The sequence below is a fragment of the Nocardia acidivorans NBRC 108247 genome, assembly GCF_001625085.1.
GTDB lineage: Bacteria > Actinomycetota > Actinomycetes > Mycobacteriales > Mycobacteriaceae > Nocardia > Nocardia acidivorans.
The window spans coordinates 118,655-131,136 of sequence record NZ_BDAW01000005.1; the positions used below are offsets into that span (position 1 = coordinate 118,655).

General features: G+C 65.0%; 14 protein-coding genes. All 14 read left to right on the forward strand.

Annotated elements, in window-relative coordinates:
* Nucleotides 1-3 precede the first annotated feature (3 nt).
* The gene (locus NA10_RS01585; protein ID WP_067562312.1) at nt 4-432 is read left to right on the forward strand and encodes a Cg1360 family ATP-synthase-associated protein; all 429 of its coding nucleotides are present in this window, start codon (nt 4-6) and stop codon (nt 430-432) included.
* A gap of 270 nt (nt 433-702) precedes the next feature.
* A complete protein-coding gene (gene atpB / locus NA10_RS01590) occupies nt 703-1,551 on the forward strand; it encodes a F0F1 ATP synthase subunit A (protein WP_084514209.1) in 849 nt (282 codons plus the stop codon).
* A 78-nt stretch (nt 1,552-1,629) separates the two neighbouring features.
* The gene (locus NA10_RS01595; protein WP_067562316.1) at nt 1,630-1,875 is read left to right on the forward strand and encodes an ATP synthase F0 subunit C; all 246 of its coding nucleotides are present in this window, start codon (nt 1,630-1,632) and stop codon (nt 1,873-1,875) included.
* A 26-nt stretch (nt 1,876-1,901) separates the two neighbouring features.
* On the forward strand, nt 1,902-2,453 hold the full coding sequence (locus tag NA10_RS01600) for a F0F1 ATP synthase subunit B (RefSeq protein ID WP_067562319.1): 552 nt from the start codon (nt 1,902-1,904) through the stop codon (nt 2,451-2,453).
* 19 nt (nt 2,454-2,472) lie between these two features.
* On the forward strand, nt 2,473-3,285 hold the full coding sequence (locus NA10_RS01605; RefSeq protein ID WP_067562321.1) for a F0F1 ATP synthase subunit delta: 813 nt from the start codon (nt 2,473-2,475) through the stop codon (nt 3,283-3,285).
* Nucleotides 3,286-3,356: 71 nt separating this feature from the next.
* On the forward strand, nt 3,357-4,997 hold the full coding sequence (gene atpA / locus NA10_RS01610) for a F0F1 ATP synthase subunit alpha (protein WP_067562324.1): 1,641 nt from the start codon (nt 3,357-3,359) through the stop codon (nt 4,995-4,997).
* Nucleotides 4,998-5,129: 132 nt separating this feature from the next.
* Nucleotides 5,130-6,101, forward strand: a complete 972-nt coding sequence (locus NA10_RS01615) for a F0F1 ATP synthase subunit gamma (RefSeq protein WP_067562327.1) — start codon at nt 5,130-5,132, stop codon at nt 6,099-6,101.
* Nucleotides 6,102-6,192: 91 nt separating this feature from the next.
* Complete coding sequence (gene atpD / locus NA10_RS01620) at nt 6,193-7,635, forward strand: F0F1 ATP synthase subunit beta (RefSeq protein ID WP_067562330.1); 1,443 nt, start codon at nt 6,193-6,195, stop codon at nt 7,633-7,635.
* 6 nt (nt 7,636-7,641) lie between these two features.
* Entirely contained in the window at nt 7,642-8,037 is a 396-nt protein-coding gene (locus tag NA10_RS01625; RefSeq protein WP_245676947.1) for a F0F1 ATP synthase subunit epsilon, read from the forward strand.
* 260 nt (nt 8,038-8,297) lie between these two features.
* On the forward strand, nt 8,298-8,903 hold the full coding sequence (locus NA10_RS01630) for an MspA family porin (protein WP_307188370.1): 606 nt from the start codon (nt 8,298-8,300) through the stop codon (nt 8,901-8,903).
* 29 nt (nt 8,904-8,932) lie between these two features.
* Nucleotides 8,933-9,625 carry an MspA family porin gene (locus NA10_RS01635; RefSeq protein ID WP_067562337.1) on the forward strand — a complete coding sequence of 231 codons (693 nt, stop codon included), beginning with the start codon at nt 8,933-8,935 and terminating at the stop codon, nt 9,623-9,625.
* Between the two features lie 141 nt (nt 9,626-9,766).
* The gene (locus NA10_RS01640) at nt 9,767-10,198 is read left to right on the forward strand and encodes a DUF2550 domain-containing protein (RefSeq protein WP_157555932.1); all 432 of its coding nucleotides are present in this window, start codon (nt 9,767-9,769) and stop codon (nt 10,196-10,198) included.
* Nucleotides 10,199-10,340: 142 nt separating this feature from the next.
* Nucleotides 10,341-10,934, forward strand: coding sequence for a cob(I)yrinic acid a,c-diamide adenosyltransferase (locus NA10_RS01645; protein ID WP_067562342.1), 594 nt, complete (start codon nt 10,341-10,343; stop codon nt 10,932-10,934).
* A gap of 10 nt (nt 10,935-10,944) precedes the next feature.
* Nucleotides 10,945-12,207 (forward strand): UDP-N-acetylglucosamine 1-carboxyvinyltransferase, encoded by a 1,263-nt coding sequence (murA, locus tag NA10_RS01650; protein WP_067562345.1) that lies wholly within the window; start codon nt 10,945-10,947, stop codon nt 12,205-12,207.
* The last annotated feature ends 275 nt before the right edge of the window (nt 12,208-12,482 follow it).

Genomic DNA, 12,482 nt, shown 5'->3' on the forward strand with positions numbered 1-12,482 from the left:
GTCGTGAGCACGCCTTCCACCCCCGGTCCCGACGCCCCGCTGCGGGCGGCCCTGCGCTACGGCCTGATGGGATTGGCTGCGCTGGTGGTGGTTTCGGCAATTCTGTCGTCGATCATCGCCGGTATGCCCGGTCTGTGGGGTGCGTTGATCGGCAGTGCCATCGGCGGCGGCTTCATTCTCACCACCGCCGCCTCGGTGCTTTTCAGCGCGAAAATCGAGTCCGGTTTACAGGGCATAGTGATCCTGGGCAGCTGGGTCGGCAAGATCGTGCTGGTCCTGGCCATCGTCGCGATTCTCAAGCGATTCGACTTCTACAGCCCGGTCGCGCTCTTCCTGACGGTCGTCGGCGCACTGCTCATCGTTCTCGGTGCGGAGACGTACGGTCTTCTGCGGCAACGGGTTCCGACCGTCGAGACGGAGCGTGAGCTCTAACCGCGACAGAGTTCACCGCCCGTTTGGGCTACCCCCTACACGTTGTCGTAGATAACTTGATAAACTCTTTACTTGTAGCCGACCGAAGCACAAGGGGGGGTCACCTGAGACCCGCCTGAGAGCAGGTTATGCTTACTGCCGTACCGGACCCTTCGGGTCACCGGTTCTGCACCGTCGACGATGTCGCCGACGCGCGTACAGACGCCCGGGCGCAAGCCCCTCAGCTGCTGACGAACTTCGAGCCGACCTGAGTCGACCACCAGATCGTCAATGTCCGATCGAACCGCAGGAAAAGGATTTCCTGCGGCCCGACCACGGGAGAGAACGCTGAGCGTCACCATTTTGGCGGGCGAGTTCCACGCGCCGTCGCTTAACGACTTCTTCCCTCCAGCAGTGCTGTTCGAGGGGACGCCTTTCGAGCTCGACCGTTTGATGCTCGTTCGCATCATCATGGCGGCCGTTCTCATCATCGTGATGCTCGCGGCTTTCCGTCGTCCGCGGCTTGTTCCGCGCGGTCTGCAGAATGTCGCCGAATCCGGTCTGGTGTTCGTCAAGGAACAGATCTGCGATGAGGTGCTGGGCAAGGAATCCGGTAAGAAGTTCTTCCCGCTCATCGCGTCGATCTTCTTCACCGTGCTGTTCCTGAACATCTCCGGCGTCATTCCGGGGCTGAACATCTCCTCGAATGCGCGCATCGGCATGCCGCTGGTACTGGCCGTCGTCGCCTACCTGACGTTCAACTACGTCGGTATCAAGAAGTACGGCTTCCTGAAGTACATGCGCTCGAGCATTGTGGTTCCGAATGTGCCCCCGGCGCTGCACGGCCTGCTGATCCCGATCGAGTTCCTCTCGACCTTCGTGCTGCGTCCGTTCACGCTCACCGTCCGTCTCATGGCGAACATGCTCGCGGGTCACATCATGTTGGTGCTGTTCTTCAGCGCCACCCAGTTCTTCCTGTTCGACGCCGTCTCCTGGATGAAGGTGTTCTCCCCGTTCTCGCTGCTCGCGGGCTTCGGCTTCACCCTCTTCGAACTGCTGGTTGTCTTCCTGCAGGCCTACGTGTTCGCACTGCTGACCGCTGTGTACATCGGTCTGGCGCAGCACGCCGACTCTCACTGACCAACCGCATAGCTAGAACCACAAACCTGCTTCACACGCCGCCCGGCGGGTGGGCGACAGAAAGGGAATGGAACACACATGAGCACCCTCTCGTACCTGGCTGCTGAAGTTGCCGAATCCAAGTCCAAGGGCTTCGGCGCCATCGGCTACGGCCTCGCTGCGATCGGCCCCGGCATCGGCGTAGGAATCGTCGTCGGTAAGGCCATCGAGGGCATCGCCCGTCAGCCCGAGCTGCAGGGCACCATCCGGACCACCATGTTCCTGGGTATCGCGTTCACCGAGGCCCTGGCACTGATCGGTCTCGTCGCCGGCTTCATTTTCTGATTCCGGCAAAGACTTAGGAATCAACGATGAACAGCATTTATTTGCTCGCGGCCGAGGAGGATATCAATCCCCTCGTCCCCAAGACGTATGACATCGTCTGGTCTGCGATCGTCTTCATCGTTATCGCTGTTGTCTTCGCCAAGTACGTCATCCCGCGCCTGACCAAGGTGCTGGACGAGCGCACGGAGAAGATCGAGGGCGGTATCGCCAAGGCCGAAGCCGTGCAGGCCGAGGCGCAGGCCACCCTGGCGCAGTACCAGGAGCAGCTGGCCGAGGCTCGCCTCGAGGCCGCGCGCATTCGTGAGGAAGCGCGCACTCAGGGCCAGACCATCCTGGCGCAGCTGCGTGCCGATGCGCAGGCCGAGGCCGACCGCATCGTGGCGTCGGGTCACACCCAGCTGGAGGCACAGCGCCAGCAGATCGTGACCGAACTGCGTTCCGAGCTCGGCCGCACCGCGGTCGATCTGGCCGAGAAGATCATCGGTCAGTCGGTGGCCGACGAGGCCAAGCAGGCGGCGTCGATCGACCGGTTCCTCCAGGAGCTGGACGCGAACGCCGGCATCGGGGTCGGAAGGTAACGAACCGAAAGTGGGAAGCATGTACGCAGCGAGCCGTGAGGCGAGCTCCCGTGCGCGGGAAGCTCTTCGGGCCGCTCTGACCGGAAGCGACACCGTCGCGGCCACGACGGGCTCCGAACTGTTCGCCGTTGTCGCCGTCCTCGACGACCAGCGCTCGCTGCGTGTGGCGCTCGCGGATAAGTCGGTGTCCAGCTCGGCCCGCGCCGAATTGGCCGAACGCCTCTTCGGCGGCAAGGTCAGCGGAGCCACCCAGACGGTGCTGACCACCGCGGTGGCACAGGACTGGTCCCGTTCCCGCGATCTGGTCGACAGCCTGGTGCTGCTCGGCCGCGAAGCGCTGCTGCGCGCCGCGGAGGATCGCGGCCGCCTCGGCGCCGTCGAGGACGAGCTGTTCCGCCTGGGCCGGATCGTCGAAGACAACCCCGTGCTGGAGCAGGCGCTGACCGATCACGGCAAGCCGCTCGCGGCCAAGCGTGAACTGGTCCAGCGTCTGCTCGCGGGCAAGGTCGAGGAGATCACCCTCGAACTGGTCCAGCAGGCGGTCGCCCGCAGCAAGAAGGGCGATATCGGCGAAGCCTTCGACCACCTGTCCGACCTGGCGGCGTCGCTCCGGGATCAGATCGTGGCGCATGTGCGCTCCGCGTCGACCCTGACGACCCAGCAGCGTGAGCACCTGGCGGCTTCGCTGCAGCGCATCTACGACAAGCCCGTCACGGTGCACGTGCAGGAAGATCCGAGCCTGCTGGCCGGCGTCGTCGTGCGCGTGGGCGACGACCTGATCGACGGCAGCGCCGTCGGCCGACTGCAGCGCTTGCGCCAGTCGCTGGCCTGACCGCCCGCGACCCGGCCTGACAAGCGCACCAACACACCGACATTCGAGACCACAGCGAGAGCAGGAAGAACATGGCGGAGCTGACGATCTCCCCCGATGAGATCCGTAGCGCGATCGAGAGCTACACCCAGAGCTACACCCCGGAGACCTCCATCGAGGAAGTGGGCGTCGTCACCGACACCGGCGACGGCATCGCCCACATCAGCGGCCTCCCCGGCGCGATGGCCAACGAGCTGCTGGAATTCCCCGGCGGCGTGCTCGGCGTCGCGCTGAACCTGGAGGACACCAGTATCGGTGCCGTCATCCTGGGTGAGTTCGACACCATCGAGGAGGGCCAGCAGGTCCGCCGTACCGGCGACGTGCTCTCGGTTCCGGTGGGCGACAACTTCCTCGGCCGCGTGGTGAACCCGCTGGGCGCCCCGATCGACGGCCTCGGCGAGATCGAGTCCGACGAGCGTCGCGTGCTCGAGCTGCAGGCCGCCACCGTGCTGGAGCGCCAGCCCGTCGGCGAGCCCCTCGCGACCGGCATCACCGCGATCGACGCCCTGACCGCCATCGGCCGCGGCCAGCGTCAGCTCGTCATCGGCGACCGCAAGACCGGTAAGACCGCGGTCTGCGTCGACGCCATCATCAACCAGAAGGCCAACTGGGCCTCGGGCGATCCGTCGAAGCAGGTGCGCTGCATCTACGTCGCGATCGGCCAGAAGGGTTCCACCATCGCGGGCGTCAAGGCCGCGCTGGAGGCCCACGGTGCGATGGAGTACACCACCATCGTCGCGGCCCCCGCGTCGGACTCCGCGGGCTTCAAATGGCTTGCGCCGTACACCGGTTCGGCCATCGGCCAGCACTGGATGTACCAGGGCAAGCACGTTCTGATCGTGTTCGACGACCTGTCCAAGCAGGCCGAGGCCTACCGCGCCATCTCGCTGCTGCTGCGTCGCCCGCCGGGCCGCGAGGCGTACCCGGGTGACGTGTTCTACCTGCACTCCCGTCTGCTGGAGCGTTGCGCGAAGCTGTCCGATGAGCTCGGTGCCGGTTCCATGACCGCGCTGCCGATCATCGAGACCAAGGCCAACGACGTGTCGGCGTTCATTCCGACCAACGTCATCTCCATTACCGACGGCCAGGTGTTCCTCGAGTCGGACCTGTTCAACAAGGGTGTCCGTCCGGCCATCAACGTCGGCATCTCGGTCTCCCGTGTCGGTGGCGCGGCGCAGACCAAGGCCATGAAGCAGGTCTCCGGTTCGCTGCGTCTGGAGCTGGCCTCCTACCGCGAGCTCGAGGCGTTCTCCGCCTTCGCGTCGGATCTGGATGCCGCCTCGCTGGCGCAGCTGGAGCGCGGCGCGCGCTGGGTCGAGCTGCTCAAGCAGGACCAGTACGCCCCGGTTTCGGTTGAGGATCAGGTTGTTTCGCTGTTCCTGGTCGACGCCGGCTACTACGACTCGGTTCCGGTCGACGATGTGCGCCGCTTCAATGTCGAGCTGCTGGAGTACCTGCACAGCTCGGTGCAGGCTTCCTTCGACGCCCTCGCGGGTGGTTCGAAGAAGCTCGAGGGCGAGACCGCGGAATCGTTCAAGGTCGCGACCGACAAGTTCAAGCAGGGCTTCCTGGCTTCGGACGGCAGCCGTGTGGTGAACGAGGCCGAGGCCGGCAAGCTCGATCACGAAGAGGTCGAGTCGCTGTCCGTCACTCGCAAGCACGTCGAGAAGTAAGACGGGCGAAGCACATGCGACTGACTGACTCGCGCAGCATGTGCGATGGGCACGAAGGAGGCAGCTTGCGTAACCACGTAGTGCTCCGCCCATGCTGCAAATCGATTCGAATGAAGGGAGTGTGAACCGCTAATGCCAAGCGTGCGCGAACTGCGCTCCCGAATTCGTTCCGTGAGCTCGATCAAGAAGATCACCAAAGCGCAAGAGCTGATCGCGACCTCGCGAATCAGCAAGGCGCAGGCCCGGGTCGCGGCGGCCAAGCCGTACGCGGAGGAGATCACCAAGGTGCTTGCCGAATTGGCAAGCGCCAGTGGGAATCTCACCCATCCGCTGCTCACCGAGCGGCCCGATGCGCGGCGTGCCGCGGTACTGGTGATCACCAGTGACCGCGGTATGTGCGGCGGTTACAACTCGAATGTGCTCAAGCGCACCGAGGAGCTGCTCACCACGCTGCGTTCCGAGGGCAAAGAGCCGGTGCTGTACGTGATGGGCTCCAAGGGCCTGACGTTCTACACCTTCCGTAAGCGTGAGGTGAACGGATCGTGGACCGGCTTCTCGCAGTCGCCGAACTATGTGGACGCCTCCGCGGCGTGCAACCACCTGGTCGAGGCGTTCATGGCGGGCGCCGACGGCGAAGTGGCCGCACCGAACGGTGCGGGCACCATGGCCGGTGTCGATGAACTGCACATCGTCTACACGCGTTTCGTGTCGATGCTGTCGCAGGTCCCCGAGGTCCGCCGCCTGGCTCCCATTCAGGTGAGCTATGTGGAGGAGAACTACGAGCTGGGCGATGACAGCTTCTCCGACTCCGAGTCGGCGGATGTGCACGCACAGTACGAGTTCGAGCCGGATGCGGATCGCCTGCTGGGCGCGCTGCTGCCGAAGTACATCAACACTCGCATTTACGCGTCGCTGCTCGATGCGGCGGCGTCGGAGTCGGCTGCGCGCCGCACCGCGATGAAGGCTGCTACCGATAACGCGACGGATCTGGTGAATTCCCTGACCCGCACCGCGAATTCGCTGCGTCAGGCCGGAATCACGCAGGAAATCACGGAAATCGTCGGTGGCGCGAACGCGCTGGCGTCGAGCTCGGACCGCGACTAGACACGCGGTATGGGCGTTGGGAACGGAGGCGGCAGCTCGCGTAACCACGTAGTGACCCGCCCATACCGCATTCAAACACGGAAGAGAACCAATGACCGCAGCTGTCACTAACGAAACCCGGGTTGGCGCCGGCACCGGCCGCGTCTCCCGCGTCATCGGCCCCGTCGTGGACGTCGAGTTCCCGCGCGGGTCGATCCCCGAGCTTTACAACGCGCTGAACGTGGATATCGCGCTCGCGTCCGTTGCGAAGACCCTGACCCTCGAGGTCGCACAGCACCTGGGTGACGGCATCGTCCGCACCATCTCCATGCAGCCGACCGATGGTCTGGTGCGTGGGGTCGAGGTGCGCGACACCGGCAAGCCGATCTCGGTTCCGGTCGGCGATGTCGTCAAGGGCCACGTCTTCAACGCGCTCGGCGACTGCCTGGACACCCCCGGCCTGGGCCGCGACGGCGAGCAGTGGGGCATCCATCGCCAGCCGCCCGCCTTCGACCAGCTCGAGGGTAAGACCGAGATCCTGGAAACGGGCGTCAAGGTCATCGACCTGCTCACCCCGTACGTCAAGGGCGGCAAGATCGGTCTGTTCGGTGGCGCCGGTGTCGGCAAGACCGTTCTGATCCAGGAGATGATCACCCGTATCGCTCGCGAGTTCTCCGGCACCTCGGTGTTCGCGGGCGTCGGTGAGCGTACCCGTGAGGGCACCGACCTCCACCTGGAAATGGAGGAGATGGGCGTTCTGCAGGACACCGCCCTCGTCTTCGGCCAGATGGACGAGCCGCCGGGCACGCGTATGCGCGTCGCCCTGTCGGCCCTGACCATGGCGGAGTACTTCCGCGATGTGCAGAACCAGGACGTGTTGCTCTTCATCGACAACATCTTCCGGTTCACCCAGGCCGGTTCCGAGGTCTCGACCCTGCTGGGTCGTATGCCCTCGGCCGTGGGTTACCAGCCCACCCTGGCGGACGAGATGGGTCAGCTCCAGGAGCGGATCACCTCGACCCGTGGCCGTTCGATCACCTCGATGCAGGCGATCTACGTCCCCGCCGACGACTACACCGACCCGGCGCCGGCGACCACCTTCGCCCACCTGGACGCGACGACCGAGCTTTCCCGCCCGATCTCGCAGAAGGGCATCTACCCGGCCGTCGACCCGCTGACCTCGACCTCTCGTATCCTCGAGGCGTCGATCGTCGGCGAGCGGCACTTCGCCGTGGCCAACGAGGTCAAGCGGATCCTGCAGAAGTACAAGGAATTGCAGGACATCATCGCCATCCTCGGTATGGACGAGCTCTCCGAAGGTGACAAGGTCCTCGTCGGCCGTGCGCGTCGTCTGGAGAAGTTCCTGGGTCAGAACTTCATCGTCGCCGAGAAGTTCACCGGCCAGGAAGGTTCGGTCGTTCCGCTGGAGCAGACCATCGACGACTTCGATCGCGTCTGCAAGGGCGAGTTCGATCACCTGCCCGAGCAGGCGTTCAATTCTTGTGGTGGCCTGGACGATGTCGAGGCCGCCGCGAAGAAGATCGCCGGGAAGTAGTCCACCATGGCGACTGCGTCTGATTCAAGAGATATGTCAGTTGACTTGGTCGCCGTCGAGCGACTGCTGTGGTCGGGCCGGGCGAAGTTCGTCTCGGCGCAGACCACGGAAGGCGAGATCGGCATCCTCGCCGGGCACGAACCACTGCTCGGTCAGCTGGTCGAGGCGGGCACGGTGACCATCGTGTCCGACAGCGACGAGCGCATTGTCGCGGCGGTGCACGGCGGGTTCTTCTCGGTCACCGGCACTTCGGTGCGGGTGCTGGCCGAATCCGCCGACTTCTCCGGCGATATCGACGAGGCGGCCGCCAAGGCCGTGCTCGCCGACGCGGACGCCAGCCCGGAGGCGCAGGCCAAGGCACAGGGCCGCCTGCGTGCCCTGGAGAAGGCGGCACAGGGCTAAAACGCGGAGTATTCACTCGGCAAAGAGCGGCGGCTCTGGGAAATATCCCAGGGCCGCCGCTCTTTTCGTTTACACTCGGCACCGGCTTCGGAGTGTGATCTGACCCATTCCGCAAAGCCTCGGCTATTTCAGCACTTTCGGCTTTACCTCCATGAGTTGGCGCAGCGCGGTCTCGCCCGGGTGTGAGCGGGTGTGGCCTCGCCATGATGAGCGAGGGGTGAATGAGCGGGCTTCGAATAGGCAGAGCGGCGGTCGTGGCAATGGCGGTCGCGGTGGGCATCGGATTCTTTTCACCGGGAGCGGCGAACGCGGACACCATCGTCCCGCTGCCCAACGGGCATATCGAGGGCCCGGGTGTCAAAATCACGAGTGTCGGTGAGCGAGCGGTCATTTCGCCGTCGCTGGCGTCCAATGGCGCGGGCCGCACCTCCTGGGTGAGCGGCAACGTGATCGCAGAGGTGGAGACGCCGGACGGTGACGTGGGCCCCAATAACGGCCCCCGCAATTATCCGGGCACGAACGATTCGGGCACGCACGGTTCCTCGAATCTCACCGTCGGATATGTCGTGGGCTGTCAGGTTTCGCTCGGCGCGTTGAGTGCCAACGCGGCGGTCACGCTCAGCACCACTCCGACGCTGGCGGCCGGATTCAGTTTTCCGTTGTCGCCCGGTCAGGTGGTTTGGCTGGCGATCAACAACATCGAATTGGTCAAGAGCGGCAGTTACCAGATTCAGTATCAGGATCTGCCGATGGAGATTCAGGGCTGTGCCGGATACGCCCAGGCGCGCCAGTTCTCGGTGGTGGAGATCATCGGTGTGGACTACGCCAAGGTCACCCTCTACGGCCAGCCGTTCAGCCTCGGCTGATGTCCCGTACTTCGACGCGAAGGGATCGCATGTTCGGCAAAAATCGAAATCCTCTGAGCGGCAAGCTTTTCGGGACAGTGCTGGCCGCCGCGGTGGTTGTCGGCCTGCACGCCCCGGGTACCGCCGCGGCCGACACCTTCATTCCGCTTCCCGGTGGGGTGATCTCGCGGACGCTGGCGGACGGCACCGTGGTCACCATCCGCATCGACGGGGAATCGGCCAAGATCAATCCCTCCATGGGGGATACGCCGGTGCACCGCAATGTGTGGGTCACCGGACGCGGCAGTGTCGATCTCGTCGGACCGAGCGCGTCCACGGCGACGATCAAGATCTCGCCCGGTTACGTCGTCGGCTGTCAGGTCGACATCAGTTCGTTCTCGCCGAGCGAGAATGCCAGCGAATCTGCGACATTGGGTTCGGGCGGACTGTCCAATTTTCAGCCTTCGGAAGCCCTCGGCGGCGGCATCACCCTCGCCCCCGGCCAGGCCGTGGCCCAATTGCTGCTGGATCTGGAGAAGCCGGACGACTACGGCCAGGAATCGCATAAGCGCTACAACAAGGTTCCCGGCCCGCACGCGAGTGTCACCTGGGTCGACGAAACCTTCGCCGTGAACGGTTGCGGCGGGTACGCCCAGGCGCGTTCCTTCGTGCTCGCCGAGATCGATACGACCACCTTCATCGGCAACCTCGCACTGTGGGGCGAACCCTTCAGCATGGGTTGAGCCATTGCCGAGCTGAGCAGGGCATACGTCACATTCGGTGGATGGCCGAACCTCGTGTTCACGCGGTCGCTACTATCGACCACACACGGGGTCCGGCCGATGGCCGAAATCGTGCTCGACAGGTGAAGGGACGGAGCAACATTGCGGACCGGGATGGTGGTTCTGATCATTCTGGTGCTGTTGCTTGTCGGTTTGGCTCTGGCCTCGACATATCGCCTGATCATGCTGCGCCGGGGCGGCACCGCAGCGCTGTTGCGGGTGCTCCCGGTCCGCGGTCACGGTGCGGGTTGGCGGCACGGCCTGATCCGCTACGGCGAGGACACGCTCGTCTTCTACAAACTCTCCAGTCTCAAGCTGGGCCCGGATTGCACGATCCGGCGCCTGGGTATCGAGGTCGGCACCGGCCGCCGCAAACCCGAGGGCGATGAGTTCGACATCATGAACGACGAGGCCATCGTCGAGGTCACCGATGAGAACGGCAGCTACGAGTTGGCCCTGGACCGCGGTGCGCTCGCGGCCTTCCTGTCCTGGGTGGAATCGCGCCCATCCGAGCGCATCCGGCGTCGCCGGTGAGGTTGCTCGCGTAACGACTGATCTCGTGCGATCGGGGTAACTCGTCGGGGACGGGCGAACCGCGCCAACTACCCGGCCGCCGGTCCGTGACGGTACTGTCACGGCACCTACTGGTCGGCGAAAGACGCGGAGAGGCGGGACAGTGAGTGTGCATCTGACGCGGATCTATACGCGGACCGGCGATGACGGAACCACGGGGCTCAGCGACTTCTCGCGGGTTTCCAAGACCGATGCGCGGTTGGTCGCCTATGCCGACTGTGATGAGGCGAACGCCGCGCTCGGTGTCGCGATCTCACTCGGCGATCCCGATGAGCGCATCCTGAAGGTGCTGCGCGCCATTCAGAACGATCTCTTCGACGCGGGTGCGGACCTGTCGACCCCGGTGGTCGCGGACCCCAAGTACCCGCCGCTGCGCATCACCCAGCCGTACATCGACCGCCTCGAGAAGTGGTGCGATGAGTTCAATGAGCCTCTGGCACCGTTGAATTCGTTCATTCTGCCCGGCGGCACACCGCTGGCGGCCCTGCTGCACACCGCGCGCACGGTGGCCCGACGCGCCGAGCGGTCGGCGTGGGCCGCGGTCGACGCGCACCCGGATGACACCAGCGTGCTTCCCGCCAAATACCTGAACCGGCTCTCCGACCTGCTGTTCATTCTGGGCCGGGTGGCAAATCCGGAGGGCGACATCCTCTGGCGGCCGGGCGGAGAGGCCACGAGCGCGGGGCCGGACCACTAGGCTGACCGTCGTGAGTGAACGGTTTCTGGTGACCGGGGGCAGCAGGCTCGTCGGTGAGGTCGCGGTGGGCGGCGCGAAGAACAGCGTCCTCAAGCTGATGGCCGCCGCGCTGCTGGCCGAGGGTACGACCACGATCACCAACTGCCCGGACATCCTCGATGTCCCGCTGATGGCTGAGGTGCTGCGCGGGCTCGGCTGTGATGTCACGGTCGGTGGCGGGACGGTCACCATCGTGACCCCGCCGGAACCCAAGTACCACGCGGACTTTCCCGCGGTGACCCAGTTCCGCGCCTCGGTGTGCGTGCTGGGTCCGCTGATGGCGCGCTGCAAGCGCGCGGTGGTCGCGCTGCCCGGTGGCGATGCCATCGGTTCGCGCCCGCTCGATATGCATCAGCAGGGGTTGCGCCTGCTCGGCGCGACCAGCGAGATCGAGCACGGCTGCCTGGTGGCGCGCGCCGATCAATTGCAGGGTGCGCGTATTCGCCTGGACTTCCCGTCCGTCGGCGCGACCGAGAACATCCTCATGGCGGCGGTGCTCGCCGAGGGGGAGACGGTCATCGACAATGCCGCGCGCGAACCCGAGATCGTGGATCTGTGCAACATGCTGGCGCGAATGGGCGCGCGCATCTCCGGTGCGGGCACCTCGGTCCTGACGATCGAGGGCGTGGACGCGCTCTCGCCCACCACCCATCGCGTGATCGGTGACCGCATTGTCGCCGCCACCTGGGGTATCGCCGCGGCCATGACGCAGGGCGATGTGCGGGTGACGGGTATCAACCCCAAGCATCTGTCGCTGGTGCTGGACAAGCTGCGCTCGGCGGGTGCGCGAATCTCGTTCGAGCCGGACGGTTTCCGCGTCGTGCAGTCGGATCGTCCGCGCGCGGTGAACTTCTCGACGCTGCCGTTCCCGGGTTTCCCGACCGATCTGCAGCCGATGGCCATCGGCCTGGCCGCCATCGCGGACGGCACCTCGATGATCACCGAGAACATTTTCGAAGCGCGCTTCCGCTTCGTCGAGGAGATGATCCGGCTCGGCGCCGATGCGCGCACCGATGGGCATCACGCTGTGGTGCGCGGGATTCCGCGTTTGTCGAGCGCTCCGGTGTGGTCCTCGGACATTCGCGCCGGCGCGGGTCTGGTGCTGGCGGGTCTGGTCGCCGACGGGGTGACCGAAGTGCACGATGTCTTCCATATCGACAGGGGCTACCCGGATTTCGTGGAGAACCTGCGCTCGCTCGGAGCCGAGATCGAGCGGGTCGGCACCGCCGAATGAACGGCCGGTGACGGACAGGGTTCGCGAAAACCCCTCCTGAACAGCCGATTTGACATGCGAATGACCAACACGTAACTTTATTCGAGTCAGAGCGACACGGACACCAACCCGGGCCGAGAGGTCAGGGAAACGAGGTTGGACGGCGAGCGCCTGACTGATCACATTGGCTCTCCTGATCAGCGGATTTGGTTTCGCTGCGACGGTGGAGCTAAGCTTTGAAAGCAGCCGCAGAGATCAACCGGGACAAAGAGCCCGCGAGATTCTGCGTGCGTTTG